Genomic DNA, 23,559 nt, shown 5'->3' on the forward strand with positions numbered 1-23,559 from the left:
GTCAGGACATCCCGGGGAGGAGTTGGACCAGCAGGTCGATGAGTTTGATGCCGAGGAACGGGGCGAGTAGTCCGCCGAGGCCGTAGATCGTCAGGTTGCGGCGCAGCAGCGACGCGGCGTCACCGGGGCGGTAGCCCACACCGCGCAACGCCAGCGGGATGAGCACCACGATGACGAGGGCGTTGAAGATCACCGCGGACAGGATCGCCGACTGCGGACTGGCCAGCCGCATGATGTTCAGCGCGTCCAAGCCGGGGAACAGGCCCACGAACAGCGCCGGAATGATCGCGAAGTACTTGGCGATGTCGTTGGCGATGGAGAACGTGGTGAGCGCGCCACGGGTGATCAGCAGTTGCTTGCCGATCTCCACGATCTCGATCAGCTTGGTCGGATCGGAGTCCAGATCGACCATGTTGCCCGCCTCTTTGGCGGCCGAGGTGCCGGTGTTCATCGCCACCCCCACATCGGCCTGGGCCAGGGCCGGGGCGTCGTTGGTGCCGTCACCGGTCATGGCGACGAGGCGGCCGCCGTCCTGCTCGGACTTGATCAGGGCGAGCTTGTCCTCGGGCGTGGCCTCGGCGAGGAAGTCGTCCACTCCGGCTTCGGCGGCGATCGCCTTGGCGGTCAACGGATTGTCGCCGGTGATCATGACGGTGCGGATGCCCATGCGGCGCATCTCGGCGAAGCGGTCCCGCATCCCCTGCTTGACGACGTCCTTGAGATGGATGACACCCAGCAGGCGCGGGGTGCCGTCCTTCACTTCACCGACCACCAGCGGCGTCCCGCCCGAGGCCGAGATGCCGTCGACGATCTCCGCGGCCCGCGCCGGGACCGAACCCCCTTGCGCGCGAACCCATTCAGTGACAGCACCAGCCGCCCCCTTGCGCAGCTGGTGCCCGTCGGCGAGGTCGACACCCGACATGCGGGTCTGCGCGGTGAACTCCACCCAGGTGGCGCCGGGCAGCTCGCCCGCCGCGCGCTCGCGTTTGCCGAACACCTGTTTGGCGAACACGACGATCGAGCGGCCCTCCGGGGTCTCGTCGGCCAGGCTCGACAGTTGTGCCGCGTCGGCCAGTTCGTCGTCGGGGATGCCGGGCATCGGGACGAATTCGGCGGCCTGGCGGTTGCCGAGGGTGATGGTGCCGGTCTTGTCGAGCAGCAGGGTGTTCACGTCCCCCGCGGCCTCCACCGCGCGACCCGACATGGCCAGCACATTGCGCTGCACGAGCCGGTCCATCCCGGCGATGCCGATGGCCGAGAGCAGCGCGCCGATGGTGGTGGGGATCAGGCACACCAGCAGCGAGACCAGCACGATGCCGGTGACGCCGTGCGCGTCCAGCGCCGGGCTGTCCGGCACGCCGGGATTGTTCGCCCTGGCGAAGATCGCCAGTGGTTGCAGTGTCGCCACGGCGGCCACGAAGATGATCGTGAGCGCGGCCAGCAGGATGTTCAGCGCGATCTCGTTGGGTGTCTTCTGTCTGCTCGCGCCCTCGACCAGCGCGATCATCTTGTCGATGAAGCTCTCGCCGGGTTCTTGGGTGATCCGCACGACGATGCGGTCCGAGAGCACGGTGGTGCCGCCGGTGACAGCGCTGCGGTCGCCGCCGGATTCGCGGATGACCGGGGCGGATTCGCCGGTGATGGCGGATTCGTCCACCGAGGCGATGCCCTCGACGACGTCACCGTCGCCGGGGATCACCTGCCCGGCCTCGACCACGACGATGTCACCGCGGCGCAGTTCCGGTGCGGCGACGCGTTGTTCGACGACGCGGCCACCGGGTGTCCAGTCGGCCAGGCGCCGGGCGACGGTGTCGGTCTTGGCCCGGCGCAGCGAGTCGGCCTGGGCCTTGCCGCGGCCCTCGGCGACGGCCTCGGCCAGATTGGCGAACACGACGGTGAGCCAGAGCCAGGCGACGATGGACCAGCCGAACACGCTCGGATCGGCGATCGCCAAGACCGTCGACCAGGCGGCGCCGATCTCGACGATCAGCATGACCGGATTGCGCCACAGTGTGCGCGGATCGAGTTTGCGCAGCGCCTCGGGCAACGCGGTGCGCAGCAGTCGCGGATCGAGCACGCCGGAGCCGATCCGAGGGGCACGGTGGTCGGGACGCGACGCGACCGGGGTGAGCAGGGTGGGACCGGACATGTCAGTGGAGCCCTTCGGCGAGCGGCCCGAGCGCGAGCGCGGGCAGGAAGGTGAGCGCGACCAGGATCACCGTCACGCCGACGACCATGCCGACGAACTGCGGCCGGTGCGTCGGCAGGGTGCCGGTCGAGGCGGGAGTGCTGCCCTGCTGGGCCAGGGACCCGGCCAACGCCAGGACGAAGATGATCGGCAGGAACCGGCCCAACACCATGGCCAGGCCCAGCGCGGTGTTGAACCACGTGGTGTTGCCGGACAGCCCGGCGAAGGCGGAGCCGTTGTTGTTGGCCGCGGAGGTGAAGGCGTAGAGCACTTCCGACAGGCCGTGCGGGCCGCCGTTGAGCATGCTCGCCCGCTGCCCGGGCAGCGCCATCGCGAGCGCGGTGCCGATCAACACGATCAGCGGACTCACCAGGAAGTACGCGGCGGCGAGTTCGATCTCGCGGGGGGTGATCTTCTTGCCCAGGTATTCGGGGGTGCGCCCGACCATCAGGCCCGCGACGAACACCGTGATCACGGCCAGGATCAGCATGCCGTACAGCCCCGAGCCCACACCGCCGGGCGCCACCTCGCCCAGCTGCATGTTGACCATGGTCATCAGGCCGCCGAGGCTGGTGTAGGAATCGTGGAAGGAGTTCACCGCGCCGGTCGAGGTGAGGGTGGTCGCTCCGGCGAAGGTCGCCGAATTCGCCACGCCGAAGCGGGTTTCCACGCCCTCCATGGACGCGGCGATCGCACTCGGCACCGTGCCGTGGTGCTGGAGTTGGAACAGGGTGGTCAGGGTGACGCTGGTGAGGGCGAGCGTGCCCATCACAGCCACGATCGCGTAGCCCTGCTTGACACTGCCGACCATCCGGCCGAAGGTGCGCGGCAGCGAGAAGGCGATCAGCAGGATCAGGAAGATCTCGACGAAATTCGTCCAGGTCGTCGGATTCTCGAACGGGTGCGCGGAGTTGGCGTTGAAGAAGCCGCCGCCGTTGGTGCCCAGTTCCTTGATCACCTCCTGGCTGGCGACGGGCCCGCCGGTGAGTGTCTGCTGGGCGCCACCGATCGTCTGGGCGAGCTGATCGTGCGGGTGGAAGTTCTGGATCACCCCGCCCGCGATCAGCACGATCGCGAAGACGAACGCGATCGGCAGCAGGATGCGCAGGGTGCCGCGCACCAGGTCGACCCAGAAGTTGCCCAGCTCGCCGGTGTGGCGGCGGGCGAAGCCGCGCACCAGCGCCACCGCCACCGCCATGCCGACCGCCGCGGAGACGAAGTTCTGCACCGCCAGACCGGCCATCTGCACCAGGTGCCCCTGGGTGGACTCGCCGGAGTAGTTCTGCCAGTTGGTGTTGGTGACGAAGCTGACCGCGGTGTTCCACGCCAGCGCGGGCGTCATCTCGGTGCCGGGATCGTCGAGCCGCAGCGGCAGCGCGCCCTGGACCAGCTGGAAGAAGAACAGGAACAGGATGCCCACCGCGGAGAACGCCAGCACGCTGCGGGCATAGACCGGCCAGGTCTGCTCGACCTCGGGGTTCGCGCCGATGGCGCGGTAGATCAGGCGCTCGGCGCGCGCGTGCCCGGTCCGGCTGTAGACGCGGTACATGTAGTCGCCGAGCGGCACGTGCACCAGCGCCACGGCCAGGACCAGGGCCGCGACGAACACGATCGCGGCGGTTGTCGTACTCACCTAGAACCTCTCCGGGAACAGCAGTGCCGCGACGAGGAACACGGCGACCAGCGCGGCCAGGACCAGGCCGACCAGATTCGCGATCACAGCTTCTCCACCCCGCGCCCGATCGCGCCGAGCAGCGCGAAGATCGCCACGGTGAGCACCGTGAACACCACCACAGACATTTCCGACCTCCTCGCGCCCCGCGGTGGAGCGCTGAGGTGAGTCAAACGCCGTCGCGGCACCCGGCGTGGCTTCCTTACGACTCCTTAGCGCTGCGTGGCGGGGCTTTTGCGCGATGTTGACGCGATGATGGATCGGTGAAACGCGGACGACTGCGCATCTACCTCGGGGCGGCGCCCGGCGTGGGCAAGACCTACGCCATGCTCGGTGAGGCGCACCGGCGGCTCGAACGTGGCCGCGACGTGGTGGCCGCCGTCGTGGAGACCCACGGCCGCGCCAAGACCGCCGAACTGCTCGACGGCATCGAACGGATCGCGCCGAAGACGATCACCTATCGGGGCACCGAACTGCCCGAACTCGATGTGGCGGCGGTGCTGGCCCGCGCACCCGCGGTGGTGCTCGTCGACGAACTGGCTCACACGAACGCGCCGGGCAGCGTCAACGAGAAGCGTTGGCAGGATGTCGAGCAGCTGCTCGACGCGGGCATCGACGTGATCTCCACGGTGAACGTGCAGCACCTCGAGAGCCTCAACGACGTGGTCGCGCGGATCACCGGGATCGAGCAGCGCGAGACCGTGCCCGACGCGGTGGTGCGCGCGGCCGATCAGGTGGAACTGGTCGACCTGACGCCGGAGGCGTTGCGGCGCAGGCTCTCCCACGGCAATGTCTACGCGGCCGACAAGGTCGACGCCGCCCTGCGCAACTACTTCCGCCCCGGCAATCTCACCGCGCTGCGCGAACTGGCGCTGCTGTGGCTGGCCGACCAGGTCGACGCGGCCCTCGCGAAATACCGGGCCGAGCACCGGATCACCGACCTGTGGGAGGCGCGCGAACGCGTCGTCGTCGCGGTGACCGGGGGCCGGGAGTCGGAGACGGTGGTGCGCCGGGCCGGGCGGATCGCCTCGAAGTCCAGCGCCGAGCTGGTGGTGGTGCACGTGGTGCGCGGCGACGGCCTGGCCGGGGTGTCCACCGAACGGATGGCGACGCTGCGCGCGCTGGCGGCCGGGCTCGGGGCCTCGCTGCACACCGTCACCGGGGACGACGTGCCCACCGCGCTGCTGGATTTCGCGCGCGAGGTCAACGCCACCCAGCTGGTGCTGGGCACGTCTCGTCGCTCCCGGTGGGCGCGGATCCTGGACGAGGGGATCGGCGCCACGGTGGTGCGGCGCTCGGACCGGATCGACGTGCACATGGTGACCCACGAGGAGGCCGACGGCCGGGTCCGCAGGCATCGACTGCGACCGCGCAGGCCGGTGTTCGCCTGGTCGGCCGCGGTGGTGGTGCCGGTGCTGGTGAGCCTGCTGTGCGGGGTCCTCGATCGCTGGCTGCAACTGGGCGGTCTCAGCGCGCTGTTCTTCGTCGGGGTGGTGGCGGTGGCGCTGTTCGGCGGTGTGGTGCCCGCCGGGCTCTCGGCGCTGCTGTCGGGGCTGCTGCTGAACTGGTATTTCACCGCGCCGCGCTTCAGTTTCACCATCGCCGAGCCGGACAACTTCGTCACCGTGGTGGTGCTGCTCATCGTCGCGGTGGCGGTGGCCGCCCTGGTCGACGTGGCCGCCGCGCGGGCCAGGCAGGCGCGCAAGGCGTCCAGGGAGGCCGAGCTGCTGACCCTGTTCGCCGGATCGGTGCTGCACGGCGCCGACCTGCCCCGATTGCTCGATCAGGTCCGCGAGACCTACGGCCAGCGGGCGGTGAGCCTGTGCGGGGGCGAGCGGCTCGTCGCGACGGTCGGGACCGACCCGCCGACGCGGCGCGCGGAGGCCGAGACCGTCATCGAGGCGGGGGACGCGCACAGTCAGCTACTGCTGGCGGGTCGCTCGATCGACGCCGCCGACCGGCCCGTGCTCAACGCGGTCGCCAATCAGGCGGTCGGGCTGGTGCGCCAGGCCGAACTGGCCGAGGAGGCGAGCGCGGCGGCCGCCCTGCTCGAGGCCGACCGGTTGCGTCGCGCGCTGCTCTCGGCGGTCAGCCACGACCTGCGCACCCCGCTGGCCGGGGCCAAGGCCGCGGTGTCGAGCCTGCGCAGCGACGACATCGAGTTCTCGGCCGAGGACACCGGCGAACTGCTCGAGGCCATCGAGGAATCCGTCGACCAGCTCACCGCGCTGGTCGGCAACCTGCTCGATTCCTCGCGCCTGACCGTCGGCGCGGTCACCCCGCGACTGCAGCGGGTGTATCTGGACGAGGCGGTGCATCGCGCGCTGGTCAGCGTGGGGATGGGGGCGCGGGGGCTGCGTCGCGCGGCCAGGGATCGGGTGAGCGTGGAGGTCGACGAGATCTCGGTGCCCGCCGATCCGGGCCTGCTCGAACGGGTACTGGCCAATCTGATCGACAACGCGCTGCGCCACTCGGGCCCGACCACACCGGTGCGGGTGACCGCCGAACAGCACGGCGCGGGGGTGTCGATCGCCGTGGTCGACCGGGGGCCGGGCGTGCCCGCGGGCACCGAGGAGCAGCTCTTCGAACCGTTCCAGCGCCTCGGCGACCATGACAACACCACCGGCGTCGGGCTCGGCCTGTCGGTGGTGCGCGGGTTCGTCGAGGCCATGGGCGGCACCGTCCACGCCGAACCGACTCCGGGTGGGGGCTTGACGATGCTCGTCGACCTACCCTCGGAACCGTCGGCCCGGACACCGCCCGTCGATCCGCGAGGAAAGTGAGCACATGGGCAACCCGCCTTCCGAACCGTCCACCGCCCGCGCGACGGTGCTCGTCGTCGACGACGAACCGCAGATCCTGCGCGCCCTGCGGATCAACCTGTCGGTGCGCGGATACGACGTGGTCACCGCGGGCACCGGCGCGGCCGCCCTGCGCGCCGCGGCCGAGAAGCACCCCGACGTGGTCGTCCTGGATCTGGGCCTGCCCGATATGGACGGCATCGAGGTGCTCGCCGGACTGCGCGGCTGGACCTCGGCGCCGGTGCTGGTGCTCTCGGCGCGCACCGACTCCGCCGACAAGGTCGAGGCCCTGGACGCGGGCGCCGACGACTACGTCACCAAGCCCTTCGGCATGGACGAACTGCTGGCCCGGCTGCGCGCCGCGATCCGGCGCGGCGCCACCGCCGCCGACGAGGCCGATCCGGTGGTGGAGACGGCGTCGTTCACCGTCGACCTGGTCGCCAAGCGGGTCACCAAGCACGGCACGCCGGTCCACCTGACCCCGACCGAGTGGGGGATGCTCGAGATGCTGGTGCGCCATCGCGGGAAACTGGTCGGCCGCAAGGAACTGCTGCGCGAGGTGTGGGGGCCGTCCTATGACACCGAGACGCACTATCTGCGGGTCTATCTGGCCCAGCTGCGCCGCAAACTCGAGGACGACCCGGCCCACCCCCGGCACCTGCTGACCGAAGCGGGCATGGGCTACCGCTTCCAGGAATGAAACGGCGCCCGATTGCGTCGGTACCGGGGTAACCCGCCGGAAACTCGCTGTGACGCGGGACGCACGGGGTACCGGGCGGCCTGCGTCACGGGGAGACGGACATGTCAGGATCACACCATGGCTGAGCAGAACGCACCCGTGACCACCGCACCGACCGAACTGTGGGTCGAGCGCACCGGAACCCGGGCCTACACCGGGCGCAGCTCGCGCGGCGCCGAGGTGCTCATCGCCTCGCAGGGCGTCGAGGGCGCCTTCACCCCGGGCGAGCTGCTCAAGATCGCGCTCGCCGCCTGCACCGGGCTCAGCTCGGACCTGCCGCTGTCGCGCCGCCTCGGTGACGACTTCGACGCCACCATCCGGGTCTCCGGCGACGCCGACCGCGAGAACGAGGTCTACCCGCAGCTCGACGAGGTCATGGAACTGGATCTGTCCGAGCTCGACGAGGCCGCCCGCGAACGACTGCTGGTCACCGTGCAGCGCGCCGTGGACAAGGTGTGCACCGTGGGCCGCACGCTCGAGGCGGGCGCCAAGGTGAGCCTGAACTTCGACATCGACGCATGAGCGCGGCGCCGGTCCGGCTCAGCGCCTGGGTCCACGGACAGGTCCAGGGCGTGGGGTTCCGCTGGTGGACCCGTTCGCGCGCACTGGAACTCGGCCTGGTCGGCTACGCGCGCAACCATCGTGACGGACGCGTGCACGTGGTCGCCGAAGGCAGTCGAACGGCGGGCGAGAAACTGCTGGAGCTGCTACGGTCCGGCGCAGTGGCGGCCGGACCGCCTGGCCGGGTCGACCTTGTTGTGGAAAGCTGGGAGCCCGCGCGGGGCGACATGACGGGATTCGAGGAGCGCTAGTGGTGACTTCGGGGGCAAGGGGGCGGCAGCGGTGAGCACACAGAACCCCGGTCCGCCCGATCGACCCGGCGACGACGAGTCCGGACAGTCACCCTGGTCACCGCCCGATCCGGGCGCGGGCTGGCCGCCGATGCCCCAGCAACCGCCCGAGCCGCCCGCGGGCGAGCAGCCCCGGGCAGGCCGGATGGAACGGCAGGAGGCGGGCACCACCCAGCCGCGTCCGCCCACGGTCGCCGAGGCGCGGGCCAGGGACAAGGCGCGCAAGCAGGCCGAACAGGCCCAGCGCGCCGCCGCCGAGGCCGAGGAGGCCAAGCGGCGCACCAGGAAACGCGTGATGATGGGCGGCATCGCCGTGGTCGGCGTGGCCGCGCTGGTCGGCGGCGGGTACCTGGCCTATCGGGCGGTCACCGCGCCGGATCAGGTCACCGCGTCGTGCGTGCAGGTCGACGAGAACGGCAACGAGGTCGTCGTCGCCGACGAGTACTGCGGCGACGGCAAGACCAACTTCCGCAGCGATTCCAGTCACGGGGGCGGCGGCAGCCTGATCCTGCTGGGCTGGCCGCAGTACCGCTACCACTACGGCGGCACCCCCACCATCGGCAAGCCACCCACCGGCGGCAGTTCGGTGAAGCCGCGCAACGCCGAGATCAAGACCAAGTCCGGCACCACCGTCCAGCGCGGTGGCCTGGGTTCCAAGTCCACCGGCGGGAGCGGGTCCTGATGCGGCGCACGACGAGTACGCCCCGGCCGGGCTGGCAGCAGATCATCGAGAGCCAGGGCCTGGTCTACGGCGCGCCCGGACGCGACGCGAGCGGTCAGCCGCGCCCGTACTGGGACGAGTCGGTGCACTACGAGTTCTCGATGGACGAGATCCTCGCGCTGGAAGCCGATGTGGAACTGCTGCAGTCGATGTGCCTGCACGCCGCCGAGCACGTGGTCCTCACCGAGCGCTTCGCCGATTTCGGTCTGCCGGAATGGAGTTGGGGCCCGATCGCCGAATCCTGGCGCCGCAGCGACCCGTACGTCTATGGCCGCTTCGACCTGCGCTACGACGCGCGCCGCCCGGCCAAGCTGCTCGAGTACAACGCCGACACCCCCACCTCGCTGCTCGAGGCCGCCATCATCCAGTGGCACTGGCTGCAGCAGGTGTATCCCGCTGGCGACCAGTGGAATTCGCTGCACGAGAAGCTGGTGGAACGCTGGACCGAGCTGCGCGGGGTGCTGCCGGGCAGCGAACTGCACTTCACCTGGTCTGGCGCGGACGCCACCGGCGAGGACAACGTCACCACCGCGTACATGCAGGAGACCGCGGCCGAGGCCGGGTTCGACACCGTGGCGCTGCCGATCGAGGAGGTCGGCTTCGACCTCGAGCTGAACCGCTTCGTCGATCTGGCCGAGGCGCCGATCGAGGCGGTCTTCAAGCTGTATCCGTGGGAGTGGATCCTCGACGACGATTTCGGCAAGCGCGTCGTGGCGAGCCTGCCCGCCACCGCCTGGGTCGAGCCGCTGTGGACGACGTTGCTCAGCAACAAGGCCATCCTGGCGATCCTCTGGGAGATGTATCCGGGCCACCCCAATCTGCTGCCCGCCTACCTGGACGACCCGCACGAGCTCACCGAGTACATCCGCAAGCCCAAGCTGGGCCGCGAAGGCGCCAACATGACCATCGTCGGCGCCGGGATGGAGACCGCGACCGGCGGCGTCTACGGCCACGAGGGCTTCGTCTATCAGCTGCTCGACCCGCTGCCGGAGTTCGACGGCATGCGTCCGGTGCTGGGCGCCTGGGTCGTCGGCGACACCGCGGCCGGGCTCGGCATCCGCGAGACCGCGGGCCTGATCACCGATGACGGCGCGGCCTTCGTGCCGCACCGCATCGTCGACTGACCACACACCACTTGTTTCGAAAGGACCACGATGACCGCCCTCGCCCTCGAATCGGGTTATTGGAGTGCACTCGGTGAAGGCGTCGGCGCCATCATCCTGTACTGCCTGATCGGCCTGGCGCTGATGCTGATCGGCTTCTTCGCCATCGACCTGACCACCCCGGGCAAGCTGCGGGACCTGGTGGTCGGCGGCAAGCCCAACGCGCTGATCGTCTCCGCCGCGGGCATGATCAGCATGGCCTTCATCGTGGTGTTCGCCGTGCTGGCCACCGGCGGGGTCAACAAGCTGACCGAGGGGCTGATCGCGGCCGTGGTGTACGGCCTGGTCGGCATCATCGCGCAGGTGGTCTCGGTGCGCATCATCGAGAAGGTCACCGGGATCGATATCGGCCGCACCCTGCACGCCGACACCTACACCCCCGAGGTGCTGGTGGTCGCCGCCGCGCACTTCGCGCTGGGCCTCGTGGTGGCCTTCGCGATCCTCTGACCTGGTCCGGGTTGACATCGCACAGTGGAGGGTGGACGCTGGAGACCAGTAGCCCACCGGAGAGGACGTCGGCATGGATATCAGCCCGGGTACACGCGCGTCCGACGCCGAACGCAACGCGATCGTCGCCCAGCTGGGCACGCACCTGGCCGACGGCAGGCTCGACCTCGCCGAGTACGACCAGCGGGTGGCCAAGGTGTACGAGACGACCACCCGCGACCAGCTCGCCGTCGTCCTGTCCGATCTGCCCCCGCTGACACCCCAGTCCGATGCCGCCCCGGCTCCCCAGCCCACCAAGCGGATCCCGGTCTGGCAGCGCATCGAGGCGGGCAGCTGGCTCGGCGTCAGCGTCATCGTGCTCGTCATCTGGGGCCTGGTCAGCCTGACCGCCGGGGAACTCACCTACTTCTGGCCCATGTGGGTGATCGGCCCCTGGGGCGCGGTCCTGCTGTTCCGCGTCATCACCGGCTGGGAAGCCACCCCCGGCACCCAGACCCACCTGCGCCAGATGCAGAAGCATATGAACCACCTCGACCCCCACGGCAAACGCCAACTGCCCTGACCGGCCCCGTACTATCTCAGCAACTTCCTCCACCGCCTGCCGCCTGCCGAATCCTCTGCGCACCTGAGTCTGGCCTAGAGTCGCGGAGAGGCGGAACAGCGTAGGAAGGTTGCTTTTCGTGCATTTGAAGAGCCTGACGTTGAAGGGGTTCAAGTCCTTCGCGTCCGCGACCACGTTGCGTTTCGAACCGGGCATCACCTGTGTCGTCGGGCCCAACGGGTCGGGCAAGTCCAATGTGGTCGACGCGCTCACCTGGGTGATGGGTGAGCAGGGGGCCAAGGCGTTGCGCGGCGGCAAGATGCAGGACGTCATCTTCGCCGGGACCAGCGGGCGGGCCCCGCTCGGGCGCGCCGAGGTGACGCTGACCATCGACAACTCCGACGGCGCGCTGCCGATCGACTACGCCGAGGTGTCGATCACCCGGCGCATGTTCCGCGACGGCGCGGGCGAATACGAGATCAACGGCAGCAGCTGCCGGTTGATGGACGTGCAGGAACTGCTCTCCGACTCCGGTATCGGGCGCGAGATGCACGTCATCGTGGGGCAGGGCCAGCTCTCGGCCATCCTGGAGTCGCGGCCCGAGGACCGGCGCGCCTTCGTCGAGGAGGCCGCGGGCGTGCTCAAGCACCGCAGGCGCAAGGAGAAGGCGGTCCGCAAGCTCGACGCGATGCAGGCCAATCTCGCCCGGCTCACCGACCTCACCACCGAACTGCGTCGTCAGCTCAAGCCGCTGGGCAGGCAGGCCGAGGTGGCCCGCCGCGCGCAGACCGTGCAGGCCGACCTGCGCGACGCGCGGTTGCGGCTGGCCGCCGACGACCTGGTGACCCGCCGCGGCGAGTTGGAGTCCCAGCTCAGCAAGGAGGCGTACGCGCGCGAGCAGCAGATCACCGTGCAGACCGAACTCGACGCCGCCAATGCCGCGCTGGCCCAGCAGGAGTTCCAGCTGGCCAAGCTCAGCCCCAGCGCCGACGCGGCCGCGCAGACCTGGTTCCAGCTCTCCGCGCTGGCCGAGCGCGTCAACGCCACCATCCGCATCGCCGGTGACCGGGCCCGCCACCTCGACACCGAGACCCCCGTCGGCACCGGCCGCGACCCCGAACAGCTCGAGGCCGAGGCCGACCGCGTCGAGGCCGAGGAAGCCGAGCTGCGCTACGCGGTGGAGATGGCCGCCGAGACCCTGGAGGCGGCCCGCGAGGCGCTCGCCGATCGCGAGCACGCCGCCAAGGCCGCCGAGCAGGCGCACCTGGCCGCCGTGCGCGCCATCGCCGACCGGCGCGAGGGCCTGGCCCGGCTGTCCGGCCAGGTCGACACCCTGCGCACCCGGGCCCAGTCGGTGGACGCCGAGATCGCCCGCCTCTCGGTCGCCATCGCCGACGCACGGCACCGCGGCGAGACCGCCCAGGTCGAATACGACGCCGTGCAGGACGAACTCGGCGAACTGGACGCGGGGGAGAAGGGCCTCGACGCCCAGCACGAACACGCCGTCGCGGCGCTGGAGCTGGCCGACGAACGCGTGCGCGAACTGCGCGAACAGGACCGGGAGGCGAGCAAACTGGTCGCCCGGCTCGGCGCGCGCATCGAGGCGCTGGGCATGAACCTGGCCCGCAAGGACGGCGCGGCCTGGCTGCTCGAACACGGCATCGGTGGGCTCGGCGGACGGTTGTCGGGTGAGTTGCGAGTGCGGGCCGGGTTCGAGTCCGCGGTCGCCGCGCTGCTCGGCCCGCTCGCCGACGCCGTCACCGCCGAGACCGTCACCGCCGCCGACGCGGCCGTGCGCGAACTGCGCTCCGGGGACGGCGGCCGAGTGGCCTTCGTCTTCGCGACCGAGGGTGTGGTCCCCACCGAGCCGGGTGCGCTGCCTGCGGGCGCGACCTGGCTGGCCGAGGTCATCGACGGGGCCGAGCGGGTGGGTCCCGCGCTCGCCGCGCTCACGGCGGGAGTCGCCGTCGTCGACGATCTGGCCGCCGCCACCGCGCTGGTCGCGCGACGTCCGGAACTGCGGGTCGTCACCCGCGACGGTGACCTGGCCGGTTCGGGCTGGATCGTCGGCGGCTCGGAGCGCATGCCCAGCCAGCTCGAGGTGCAGGCCGAGATCGACGCCGCCACCGCCGAACTGGCCGCCGCGCAGCGCCGCGCCGACGAACTCGAGGCCGCGCTGGCCGGGGCGCTGGCCGAACAGACCGACCGCAAGGAGTCGGCCAACCACGCCCTGATGGCACTGCACGAATCCGATCAGGCGCTGCTGGCCATCTACGACCGGCTCGCCCGCGTCGGCCAGGCCGCGCGCGCCGCCCAGACCGAGGGCGAACGGCTCACCGGGCAGCGCGCCGAGGCCGAGGCCGCCCGGGAGAAGTCCCTGGCCTCGCTCGCCGAACTCGAGGACCGGTTGCGGCACGCCGAGATCGAACACGACGGTGACGACGACAGCTTCGGCGCCGCGAGCACCGAGACCGCCGGACGCGCCAGGGAAGAGGCCGCCGCCGCGCTGGCCGAGGCCCGCACCATGGAGGTCGAGGCCCGGCTGGCCGTGCGCACCGCTGAGGAACGCGCGGAATCGGTGCGCGGCAAAGCCGATTCGCTGCGTCGCGCCGCCCGTGCCGAACGCGAGGCCAGGGCCCGCGCCGAACGCGCCCAGGCCGCCCGCCGCCGGGCCGCCGCCGTGGCCGCCGCGGTCGCCGACTCGGGGGCGAAGATCGCCCACGAGCTCGAACAGGTCGTCGCCGCCGCGGCCGCGCGCCGCGACGAACTGGTGCGCAGGCGCGGGGAGTGCGCCGCCGCGCTCGAACAGGTGAAGGAACGGGCGCGGGTGCTCACCACCCAGCTGGCCCAGCTCACCGACGCCGTGCATCGCGACGAGGTCGCCAAGGCCCAGGCCGCCCTGCGGATCGAACAGCTCGAGACCACCATCGCCGAACAGTTCGGCATCGCCCTGGCCGACCTGGTCGCCGAATACGGCCCCGACGTGCCGCTGCCGCCCTCGGCCCTCGAACTGCAGGAGTACGAGGACGCCAAGGAACGCGGCGAACAGGTCAGCGCACCGCAGCCGATGCCCTACGACCGGGCCACCCAGGAACGCCGCGCCAAGCGCGCCGAGAAGGATCTCACCACCCTCGGCAAGGTGAACCCCCTTGCCCTCGAGGAGTTCGCCGCGCTCGAGGAGCGCTACAACTTCCTGGCCACCCAGCTCGAGGACGTCAAGAACGCGCGCAAGGACCTCCTCGACGTGGTCGCCGAGGTCGACGCGCGCATCCTGCAGGTCTTCACCGAGGCCTACGCGGATGTGGAGCGCGAGTTCGTCGGCGTCTTCGCCAAACTGTTCCCCGGTGGCGAGGGCAGGCTGGTGCTCACCGACCCCTCCGACATGCTCACCACCGGCATCGAGGTCGAGGCGCGGCCGCCCGGCAAGAAGGTCAAGCGCCTGTCGCTGCTCTCCGGCGGCGAGAAGTCGCTGACCGCGGTGGCGCTGCTGGTCAGCATCTTCCGGGCGCGCCCGTCCCCGTTCTATGTGATGGACGAAGTCGAGGCGGCCCTCGACGACACCAACCTGCGCCGCCTGATCGGCCTGTTCGAGCAACTGCGCGAGAAGAGCCAGCTCATCGTGATCACCCACCAGAAGCCGACCATGGAGATCGCCGACGCCCTCTACGGCGTGAGCATGCGCGGCGACGGCATCACCCAGGTGATCTCCCAGCGCCTCAACCGGGTGGACACGACACCGGCGGCGGAAGCGCAATCGGTGGGCGCCCCGGCGAGCTAGCCACCGCCGCGGTCCGTCGAGTTCGTGCCTGTCGTCACAGCCGGGGCCTACGCGTCGGCCGAGTTCCCCGTCCGTTCAGTGCGCGGGCACCGCGTCGATTCGATGCCGGATCCGCTCGGCGGCGCCCCGGGCCAGCCAGTCGGACAGGCTCGTCAGACCCGGGTACAGCGCTCGCAGGGCGGGAATGTCGGCGTGCCAGCCGCCGGTCTGTCGGGACAACCGCCAGACATTGCCGAGCTGCGGACCGATCGCGTCGGCCTCGGCTTCGGTCGCTTCGCGGTAGTGCACCGGGCGTCCGGTGGCCCGGCCGATGACGGTTGCCGCGTCGACCGGGGTGATCGCCTCGCCCGCCAGGTCCAGCGTGCGGCCGTGCCAGCCGTCGGGGTCGGCGAAGGCCAGCGCGGCGATGGCGGCGATGTCGTCGACGGCGATCATCTGCAGCGGGCGGTCGGCGGGGAACAGGTGATAGTGCTCGCCGCCGGGGCGCACACCGTCGACCGGACTGCCCTGCAACAGGTAGTTCTCCATGAAGCGGACCGGGCGCAGCAGGGTGTAGCGCAGCCCGGACGCGGCGACCGACTCCTCGATGCGCACTTTGCCCTGCATACCCCAGGACTTCGGGTCGCCCGCCGAGGCGACGCCGGTGAACACGATCTGTTCGACACCGGCCGCCACCGCCGCCTCGACGACGGCGATGCCGTGGCGGGCCTCGTCGGTGATGTCCCAGCCGTCACCGGTGTAGGTCGCGACGGGGACCAGGAAGACGGCCCTGGTGCCGGTGACGGCCGCGCGCAGGGCCGCCGCGTCCTCGAAGGTGCCGACGGCGAGTTCGGCACCGGCGGTGGCCAGGGCCCGCGCGCCGTCGGAGTCGGCGTCGCGCACCAGGGCGCGGACCGGGTGGCCGTCGGCGAGGAGCCTGCGCGCGGTCGCGCCGCCCTGCTGACCGGTCGCGCCGGTGACCAGGACGGGAAGTTCGGAGATCATGTCGGAGGGTTCCGTTCGTCGTCGCTAGAATCGGGTCGGTCGACCCGTATTCCGGACGGTACGGGCGCCGGGGCCGTGGTGGCCAGGCCGATCGGGGAGAGGGCGTAACGAAATGACGGTCCAGGACGTCACCGATGCCGTCGGTCCGGCGGGCCGGGCGGACGCGCGCCGCAATCGCGCGCTCGTGCTCGCGGCCGCGCAGCGCGTGCTGGCCGAGCGGGGCGCCTCGGTGTCGCTGGCCGAGGTCGCGCGCCGCGCCGGTGTCGGCGCGGGCACCGTGCACCGGCACTTCCCGACGAAAACCGATCTGCTGGAAGCGGTCATGCAGCAGCGGGTGGACCGCCTGGCCGCGCTCGCCGCCGAACAGCTCGCCGCGCCCGATCCCGGCGTCGCGTTCTTCACGCTGTGCAGGCACGTCGTCCTGACGACGCCCGCCAATCGTGACCTGTGCGACCTGGTGCAATCCGACGACGGCTGGCCGCGAGCGCTCCTGCGCGAGGCGGGCGAGCGCTTCCACCGCGCGCTGGGCGCCCTGCTGGCGGCCGCTCAGCGCCACGGCGCGGTCCGGACCGACGTGACGGTGACCGAGGTGCTCGATCTCTTCACCGGATGTGTTGCGATCCAACGACATCGAGCGGGCAGTCCCACGCTGGCACCGGCCGCCGCGCTCATCCTCGACGCCCTGCGCACCGCGCGGCCTCCCGTGACGGAACCCGGCCGAACTGTCCGTAACGAAACGGCGGACGGTGACGAAACTCCGACGCACTGCCCGGTCTGCGGTGCCAGCGTCCACCGATCCGGCACCGGCCGCCCGGCCCGCTACTGTTCCCCGGCCTGCCGCCAGCGAGCGCACCGCCGCCGTCACCCCTGAGTCGGTCGACTCACCACGCCCGCACCGCCTGTGCCGGTCCGAACACCGGCCGAACCGCGATCTACAGCAGGTCGCTCACATCGTCGGGAACATCGACCGCGTACTTGCGCAGGATGTCCACCGAGATCACTTCCAGCGCGTTCTCGTGGGTGGCGGCCAGCACCACGGGCGCGGCGACACCGTCCTCGTGGGCGTGCAGCCAGCGCACGGCTACCACGCACCAGCGGTCGCCCGGCTGCAGCCCGGGGAAGTTGTTCTCCGGGCGCGGCGTGCTCAAATCGTTGCCGATCGACGCCTGATGCTCCAGAAATTCCGCCGTCACGACGGTGCACACGGTGTGGCTGCCGAGATCCTCCGGACCGGTGCTGCAGCACCCGTCGCGGTAGAAGCCCGTGAGAGGATCGGCGCCGCACTCTTCCAGCGGCCCCCCAAGCACGTTTCGATCGGTCACGCCGCCGATCCTATGGGGATTGCGCCAGAAGTTCCGCAGGACAACGAATCTGTAGTCTTTCCCCGGCGTGCCGACGGGCCGCGAAAGGCCGCGCCGACCTGCCCCGCCGACGCCGCCGACGTGCCGCTTCGGGCTGCCCGAATAGACTCGGCCGGGTGAGTTCGCAAGCGTGGATCCTGATCGCCGCGATCGCCGCCGTGCTGTTGGTGGCGCTCGTCGCGGGTTTCGTCCTGTACAAGCGGCGCCAGATCTCCTTGGCCCCTCCCGAGCCCGACAAGGAGCTGACCGACCGCTCCGGTGGCTATACCGCCGCCGGTGGCTTCAGTTTCAGTCAGGGCGGGTCGGCGCCGACTCTGCCGCGCCCCGAACCGGTCGGTGAACGCACCGACGACGAGGGCCAGCCGCACATCGGCGACGACGCCGCCGTCCCGCGTGACGCCCCCCGCCGCGGCATCACCGACGTGCCACTGCCCGAGGCCGACGTGCGCGACGCCGAGACCGTGGTGGTCCCCGACGACCTGAGCAGCCTCGACACCACCGACACCGCCCCCACCACCGACACCGCACCGACCGGGACCGCGCCCACAGAGACCCGGACGCCGACCGAGACCGCGCCCACCGAGACCGCGCCGACCGAGACCGCGCCGACCGAGACCCCGACGCCCACCGAGACGGACCCCACCGACACCGCGACCCCGGTCGACACCACTCCGGCGGACACCGCGCCCACCGAGACCGCCCCGGCCGAGACGACGCCCGTCGTCCCCGAGGCTCCGGCCGAGACCGACGCCGTCGCCGCCGCGATCGAGGAGATCGACCCCACCTCCGGCCGCCTCGTGCGCCTGCGCGGGCGCCTGTCGCGCTCGCAGAACGCCGTCGGCAAGAGCCTGCTCGGCCTGCTCGGTGGCGGTGACCTCGACGAGGACTCCTGGGAGGAGATCGAGGACACCCTGGTCCTGGCCGATATCGGCACCGCCAGCACCGCCAAGATCGTCGGCCGCCTGCGCGAGGAGATGGCCGCGCGCAGCGTGCGTACCCCCGAACAGGCCAGGGCCGCCCTGCGCGACGTGCTGATCGAGGCCCTGCGCCCGGAACTGGACCGCTCCATCCACGCGCTGCCGCACGCCGATCATCCGGCGATCCTGCTCGTGGTCGGCGTCAACGGCACCGGCAAGACCACCACCACCGGCAAGCTGGCCCGCGTACTCGTCGCCGACGGTCGCCGGGTGCTGCTCGGCGCCGCCGACACCTTCCGCGCCGCCGCCGCCGACCAGCTGCAGACCTGGGGTGAACGCGTCGGCGCCGAGACCGTGCGCGGCAAGGAGGCCGCCGACCCGGCCGCCGTCGCCTTCGACGCGGTCACCGCGGGCATCGACCGCGGCGTCGACGCCGTGCTGGTCGACACCGCGGGTCGCCTGCACACCAAGACCGGCCTGATGGACGAGCTGGGCAAGGTCAAGCGGGTCGTGGAGAAGAAGGCCGCCGTCGACGAGGTACTGCTGGTCCTCGACTCCACTGTCGGCCAGAACGGCCTCATGCAGGCGCGGGTCTTCGCCGATGTCGTCGACATCACCGGCGTGGTGCTCACCAAGCTCGACGGCACCGCCAAGGGCGGCATCGTCTTCCAGGTCCAGCACGAGCTGGGCGTGCCGGTGAAGCTGGTCGGTCTGGGCGAGGGCGCCGACGATCTGGCCCCGTTCGAGCCCGGTGCCTTCGTCGACGCGCTGCTCGGCGGCAACTCCTAGCCCCGCGCCGTCGTCACCGTTGCCCGCCCGGTCCCCGCGACCGGGCGGGCAACGGCATTTCCAGGGCGAACGGTGTCGTCGAGCCCGGCCGCGAACCCGGGGCGAATCGCACATCGCGCGCGTCCTCACCGTGAGGTGTCGGGGTGTGGCCAACCCCACGAAACGTGGAAGCAACACAACTCGGCTATCCGTTCACGCAGGTGAAACACCACAGCTCACCGGATGAAACACCGGATGAGGACCCTTCTTGGCAGGCCTTCGTCGTACTCGGCGGGGCTCGAGATGAGGAGGACAAAAGGTGGTGAATCCCGTACTCCTGGCGGGCGCCGAGATCGGTGCACCCGACACAGGTGACACGGCCTGGGTTCTGACCAGCGCGGCTCTCGTGCTGCTGATGACACCCGGACTGGCGTTCTTCTACGGCGGCATGGTCCGTAGCAAGAACGTCTTGAACATGATCATGATGAGCATCAGCGCCATGGGCGTGATCGGTGTGCTCTGGGCGCTCTACGGCTACTCGGTGGCCTTCGGCACCGACAAGGGCAGCCTGATCGGCGACCCGGTCGAGTTCTTCGGCCTGCGCACCCTGTTCACCGGCTTCGGCGAGGACGCCGCGGGCGTGCCGCTGACCGGCACGATCCCGGTGCTCGTCTTCGTCGCCTTCCAGGCGATGTTCGCGATCATCACCGTCGCCCTCATCTCGGGTGCGGTCGCCGACCGGATGAAGTTCAGCGCCTGGCTGGTCTTCGCCGCGGTCTGGGCCACGGTCGTCTACTTCCCGGTCGCGCACTGGGTCTGGGGTGGCGGCTGGATCATGGAGAAGGTCAAGGCCATCGACTTCGCCGGTGGTACCGCCGTGCACATCAACTCCGGCGCCGCCGCGCTGGCGCTGGCGCTGGTCCTGGGCAAGCGCAAGGGCTGGCCGAAGTCGCCGTTCCGTCCGCACAACCTCCCGTTCGTCATGCTGGGTGCCGGCCTGCTGTGGTTCGGGTGGTTCGGATTCAACGCCGGTTCGGCGCTGGGTGCCAACGGCACCGCCGCGGCCGCCTTCGTCACCACGCTCGTCGCCACCGCCGCCGCCATGCTCGCCTGGCTGCTGGTGGAGAAGCTGCGTGACGGTCACCCGACCTCGCTGGGCGCGGCCTCGGGCATCGTGGCCGGTCTGGTCGCCATCACCCCGGCCTGCGCCTCGGTCAACGTGCTCGGCGCCCTGGCCATCGGCGCGGTCGCCGGTGCGGCCTGCGCGCTGGCGGTCGGCCTGAAGTTCAAGTTCGGCTACGACGACTCGCTCGACGTGGTCGGTATCCACCTCGTCGGTGGTGTCATCGGTACCGTACTGATCGGCCTGGTCGGCACCGCCGAGGCGCCGACCGGTGCCGACGGCCTGTTCTACGGCGGCGGTTTCGACGTGCTGTGGCGTCAGGCCGCGGGCGCCTTCGCGGTGCTGGCGTACTCGTTGGTCGTCGCGACCGTGATCGCCCTGGTCCTGAAGGCCACCATCGGTCTGCGGGCCAGCGCCGAGGAAGAATCCGCGGGCATGGACGAGTCCGAGCACGCGGAGACGGCCTACGATTTTGCTGCTGTGAGTGGCACGGCACGGACTGCCGTCAAGGAGGCATGACGTAATGAAACTCATTACCGCTATCGTCAAACCGTTCACCCTGGAGGACGTGAAGACCGGACTCGAGCAGGCGGGCGTGTTCGGCATGACCGTCAGCGAGGTCCAGGGCTACGGTCGGCAGAAGGGCCACACCGAGGTCTACCGCGGCGCGGAGTACTCGGTGGACTTCGTCCCCAAGGTCCGCGTCGAGATCGTGGTCGACGACGCCTCGGTGGAGAAGGTCGTCGAGGTGATCGTGGAGGCCTCGCGCACCGGCAAGATCGGTGACGGCAAGGTCTGGGTCACCCCGGTCGAGACGATCATCCGGGTCCGTACCGGCGAACGCGGTACCGACGCACTGTAATCCGGCGCCGGAGCGACCGGCGGCGCGACGATCGAGCGGCGGCCCCGCTCCCACCGGTTCACCGGTCGGGGCGGGGCCGCCCGCATGAATGGCGGTGGGGCAGTGGCAGGACAGAACGGCGGTATTCAGCACAACGGCGCGGCCGACCTGGTCAAGGCCAGGGCGGCGCTGCTCGAGGGAGCCGGAACGCGCAATCCGCGCCTGGACCCGGAGGCGTTGCGGGCGGCGCTGGTCGACCTGTTCGAATTCTGGCTCACCAGCAAGGGCAGCGAACTGGGCATCACCGCCGACAGCGGTCTGGCGGTCGTCGCGGTGGGCGGGCTGGGCAGGCGCGAGATGCTGCCCTACTCGGATCTGGATCTGGTGCTGTTGCACGACGACGTCGACCCGAAGATCGTCGCCGAGGTCGCCGATCAGCTCTGGTACCCGCTGTGGGACGCCCACATCAAGCTCGACCACAGCGTGCGCACGGTGCCCCAGGCCCTGCGGGTGGCCGCCGACGACACCATCGCCGCGCTGGGCATGCTCGAGGCCCGCCACATCGTCGGCGACGAGGACCTGAGCAATCTGCTCATCGGCGGGGTGCGCCGGGAATGGCGCACCGGCATCCGCTCCCGGTTCGACGCGCTGATCGCCCAGACCACCGCCCGCTGGCAGCGCAGCGGCGAGATCGCCCACCGCGCCGAGCCGGATCTGAAGAACGGTCGCGGCGGCCTGCGCGACATCCAACTGCTCGACGCGCTCTCGATCGCCCAGCTCACCGACGCCATGCCGGGTCTGGGGCCGGAGGTGCCCGGCGGCGGCCTCGCGCAGGCCCACCGCAGGCTGCTCGACGTGCGCACCGAACTGCACCGGGTGGCCGGGCGGGCCCGCGACCAGTTGCGCGCCCAGGACGCCGACGAGATCGGCGCCGCGCTGCGCATCGGTGACCGTTTCGATCTGGCGCGCATGCTCAGCGACTCGGCCCGCACGGTGAGCTACTCCTCGGAGGTCGGGTTGCGCACCGCCGCCAACGCGCTGCCGCGGCGCGGCCTGGCCCGCCTGCGCCGGATGCCGGTGCGTCGACCACTCGATGAGGGGGTGGTCGAACACGCCGGTGAGGTGGTGCTCGCCAGGGACGCGCGCCCCCAGCGCGATCCCGGGCTGATCCTGCGGGTGGCCGCGGCCTCGGCCCGCACCGGGCTGCCGATGTCGGCGACCACGCTCAACCGCCTGTCCGAGGACGCGCCCGAACTGCGCGAGCCCTGGCCCAAGGACGCGCTCAACGATCTGCTCGTGCTGCTGGGTGCCGGTCGCGGCAGCATCGACGCGGTCGAGGCGCTGGATCGAACGGGCCTGTGGGGCAGGCTGTTCCCGGAGTGGGGCGCGGTGCGCGATCTGCCCCCGCGCGACGCCCTGCACACCTGGACCGTCGACCGCCACCTGATGGAGACCGTCGCCTACGCCAGCGGCTTCAGCACCCGCGTCGCCCGCCCCGACCTGCTCACCCTGGGCGCCCTGCTGCACGACATCGGCAAGGGCCGCACCGGCGACCACAGCGTGGTCGGCGCCGAACTGGCCACCCACATCGGGCGCAGGCTCGGCCTGTGGCCCTCCGACGTGCGCACCCTCAGCGCGATCGTGCGCCACCACCTGCTGCTGCCCGACACCGCCACCCGCCGCGACCTGGACGACCCGGCCACCGTGAAACACGTCGCCGACGCCCTCGACGGTGACGTCGGCCTGCTGGAACTGCTGCACGCCCTCGCCGAAGCCGACTCCCTGGCCACCGGCCCCGGCGTCTGGGGTGACTGGAAGGCCTCGCTGATCGGCGAACTGGTCCGCCGCTGCAAGCTGGTGATGGCGGGTGAGCCACTGCCGCAACCGGAACCGATCGACCCCGACCTGCTGGAGCGGGCGCGCGCCGGGGGCGTGCACGTCACCCTGGCGCCCGGCGACGGCAAGCACACCCATGTCGTCACCGTCATCGCCCCGGACCGGGCCGGGCTGCTCTCCGACGCGGCGGGCGTGCTCGCGCTGCACTCGCTGCGGGTGCTCTCGGCCGCGCTGGGCTCGGCCGGTGACTCGGCGGTCAACACCTTCGTCGTCACCCCGAAGTTCGGCGACCCGCCCGACGCGGGCCTGCTGCGCCAGGAACTCATCAAGGCCACCACCGGCACGCTGAACCTGCCCGAGGTCCTGGCCAAGCGCGAAGCCGAGGCCGTGGGCGCCGGACCCGGCCGCTACGCGCTCGCCCAGCCCCGGGTGCTCTGGTCGGAGACCAGCACGCCGGGCCAGGTGATCCTGGAGCTGCGCGCCGAGGACCGCATCGGTCTGCTCAGCCGACTCGCCGGTGCCTTCGCCACCGCGGGCGCCGATGTGCGCTGGGCCAAGGCGGTCACCATGGGCTCGGCCGTCGTCGACGCGTTCTGCCTCGAACTCGGTTGCGCCGACACGCCGCAGCTACGCGCGGGCATCGAAAAGGCTGTGCTGGAGGTGGTTCCGCACCCCGCGCCCCCGCCGCCCCCGGAGCCGGACGACGGCGGCGCCTGACACTGTCAGGACACGGTTTACTCACCGATTGCTATCAGGTTGCCCGCAATCCCCGCGCCTGCCCGATAAGTCGAGATGTGACCTATAGCATTCCTCGGGTCTGGCTGTCAC

19 protein-coding genes are annotated in these 23,559 nt (G+C 71.0%); 14 read left to right on the plus strand and 5 right to left on the minus strand.

Going from position 1 to position 23,559, the window contains the following annotated elements:
• Window position 1: 1 nt before the first annotated feature.
• The 3 genes from kdpB to QC180_RS30370 are packed head-to-tail and all read right to left on the minus strand — an operon-like array spanning window position 2 to window position 3,908.
• On the minus strand, window positions 2-2,149 hold the full coding sequence (gene kdpB / locus QC180_RS17480) for a potassium-transporting ATPase subunit KdpB (RefSeq protein WP_278263824.1): 2,148 nt from the start codon (window positions 2,147-2,149) through the stop codon (window positions 2-4).
• A 1-nt stretch (window position 2,150) separates the two neighbouring features.
• The gene (gene kdpA, locus QC180_RS17485) at window positions 2,151-3,821 is read right to left on the minus strand and encodes a potassium-transporting ATPase subunit KdpA (protein ID WP_278263825.1); all 1,671 of its coding nucleotides are present in this window, start codon (window positions 3,819-3,821) and stop codon (window positions 2,151-2,153) included.
• On the minus strand, window positions 3,822-3,908 hold the full coding sequence (locus QC180_RS30370) for a potassium-transporting ATPase subunit F (RefSeq protein ID WP_474646481.1): 87 nt from the start codon (window positions 3,906-3,908) through the stop codon (window positions 3,822-3,824).
• Between the two features lie 215 nt (window positions 3,909-4,123).
• Here QC180_RS30370 and QC180_RS17490 point away from each other — a divergent pair, with 215 nt between their 5' ends.
• From QC180_RS17490 to smc, 9 genes are all read left to right on the plus strand, one after another.
• Window positions 4,124-6,643 carry a sensor histidine kinase gene (locus tag QC180_RS17490; protein ID WP_278263826.1) on the plus strand — a complete coding sequence of 840 codons (2,520 nt, stop codon included), beginning with the start codon at window positions 4,124-4,126 and terminating at the stop codon, window positions 6,641-6,643.
• A 4-nt stretch (window positions 6,644-6,647) separates the two neighbouring features.
• Window positions 6,648-7,361, plus strand: coding sequence for a response regulator (locus QC180_RS17495; protein ID WP_278263827.1), 714 nt, complete (start codon window positions 6,648-6,650; stop codon window positions 7,359-7,361).
• Between the two features lie 117 nt (window positions 7,362-7,478).
• Window positions 7,479-7,922, plus strand: coding sequence for an OsmC family protein (locus tag QC180_RS17500; protein WP_278263828.1), 444 nt, complete (start codon window positions 7,479-7,481; stop codon window positions 7,920-7,922).
• Entirely contained in the window at window positions 7,919-8,212 is a 294-nt protein-coding gene (locus QC180_RS17505) for an acylphosphatase (protein WP_278263829.1), read from the plus strand. Before QC180_RS17500 ends, QC180_RS17505 begins: the two co-directional genes overlap by 4 nt.
• Window positions 8,213-8,396: 184 nt before the next feature.
• A complete protein-coding gene (locus QC180_RS17510) occupies window positions 8,397-8,933 on the plus strand; it encodes a hypothetical protein (protein ID WP_474646482.1) in 537 nt (178 codons plus the stop codon).
• Entirely contained in the window at window positions 8,933-10,096 is a 1,164-nt protein-coding gene (locus tag QC180_RS17515; protein ID WP_278263831.1) for a glutathionylspermidine synthase family protein, read from the plus strand. Before QC180_RS17510 ends, QC180_RS17515 begins: the two co-directional genes overlap by 1 nt.
• Before the next feature lie 30 nt (window positions 10,097-10,126).
• Window positions 10,127-10,582 (plus strand): DUF350 domain-containing protein, encoded by a 456-nt coding sequence (locus QC180_RS17520; RefSeq protein WP_278263832.1) that lies wholly within the window; start codon window positions 10,127-10,129, stop codon window positions 10,580-10,582.
• A gap of 73 nt (window positions 10,583-10,655) precedes the next feature.
• Window positions 10,656-11,144, plus strand: coding sequence for a DUF1707 SHOCT-like domain-containing protein (locus QC180_RS17525; RefSeq protein ID WP_278263833.1), 489 nt, complete (start codon window positions 10,656-10,658; stop codon window positions 11,142-11,144).
• Window positions 11,145-11,262: 118 nt separating this feature from the next.
• Complete coding sequence (smc, locus tag QC180_RS17530; RefSeq protein ID WP_278263834.1) at window positions 11,263-14,901, plus strand: chromosome segregation protein SMC; 3,639 nt, start codon at window positions 11,263-11,265, stop codon at window positions 14,899-14,901.
• A gap of 75 nt (window positions 14,902-14,976) precedes the next feature.
• Here the strand turns inward: smc and QC180_RS17535 are convergent, their stop codons facing one another.
• Entirely contained in the window at window positions 14,977-15,885 is a 909-nt protein-coding gene (locus QC180_RS17535; protein ID WP_278263835.1) for an NmrA family NAD(P)-binding protein, read from the minus strand.
• Window positions 15,886-15,997: 112 nt separating this feature from the next.
• On the opposite strand from QC180_RS17535, the gene QC180_RS17540 reads away from it, so the two are divergent.
• Window positions 15,998-16,756 (plus strand): TetR/AcrR family transcriptional regulator, encoded by a 759-nt coding sequence (locus QC180_RS17540; RefSeq protein WP_278263836.1) that lies wholly within the window; start codon window positions 15,998-16,000, stop codon window positions 16,754-16,756.
• Window positions 16,757-16,817: 61 nt separating this feature from the next.
• Here QC180_RS17540 and QC180_RS17545 read toward each other — a convergent pair whose 3' ends face one another.
• The gene (locus QC180_RS17545) at window positions 16,818-17,207 is read right to left on the minus strand and encodes a DUF2237 family protein (protein ID WP_067448994.1); all 390 of its coding nucleotides are present in this window, start codon (window positions 17,205-17,207) and stop codon (window positions 16,818-16,820) included.
• 155 nt (window positions 17,208-17,362) lie between these two features.
• On the opposite strand from QC180_RS17545, the gene ftsY reads away from it, so the two are divergent.
• From ftsY to QC180_RS17565, 4 genes are all read left to right on the plus strand, one after another.
• A complete protein-coding gene (gene ftsY, locus QC180_RS17550) occupies window positions 17,363-18,952 on the plus strand; it encodes a signal recognition particle-docking protein FtsY (RefSeq protein WP_278263837.1) in 1,590 nt (529 codons plus the stop codon).
• A 316-nt stretch (window positions 18,953-19,268) separates the two neighbouring features.
• On the plus strand, window positions 19,269-20,573 hold the full coding sequence (locus tag QC180_RS17555) for an ammonium transporter (protein WP_278264081.1): 1,305 nt from the start codon (window positions 19,269-19,271) through the stop codon (window positions 20,571-20,573).
• Window positions 20,574-20,577: 4 nt separating this feature from the next.
• Window positions 20,578-20,916, plus strand: coding sequence for a P-II family nitrogen regulator (locus QC180_RS17560; RefSeq protein ID WP_278263838.1), 339 nt, complete (start codon window positions 20,578-20,580; stop codon window positions 20,914-20,916).
• 84 nt (window positions 20,917-21,000) lie between these two features.
• Complete coding sequence (locus QC180_RS17565) at window positions 21,001-23,448, plus strand: [protein-PII] uridylyltransferase (protein ID WP_278263839.1); 2,448 nt, start codon at window positions 21,001-21,003, stop codon at window positions 23,446-23,448.
• The last annotated feature ends 111 nt before the right edge of the window (window positions 23,449-23,559 follow it).

This window comes from Nocardia anocheti, from assembly GCF_029675105.1.
In the GTDB taxonomy this organism is placed as follows: Bacteria; Actinomycetota; Actinomycetes; order Mycobacteriales; family Mycobacteriaceae; genus Nocardia.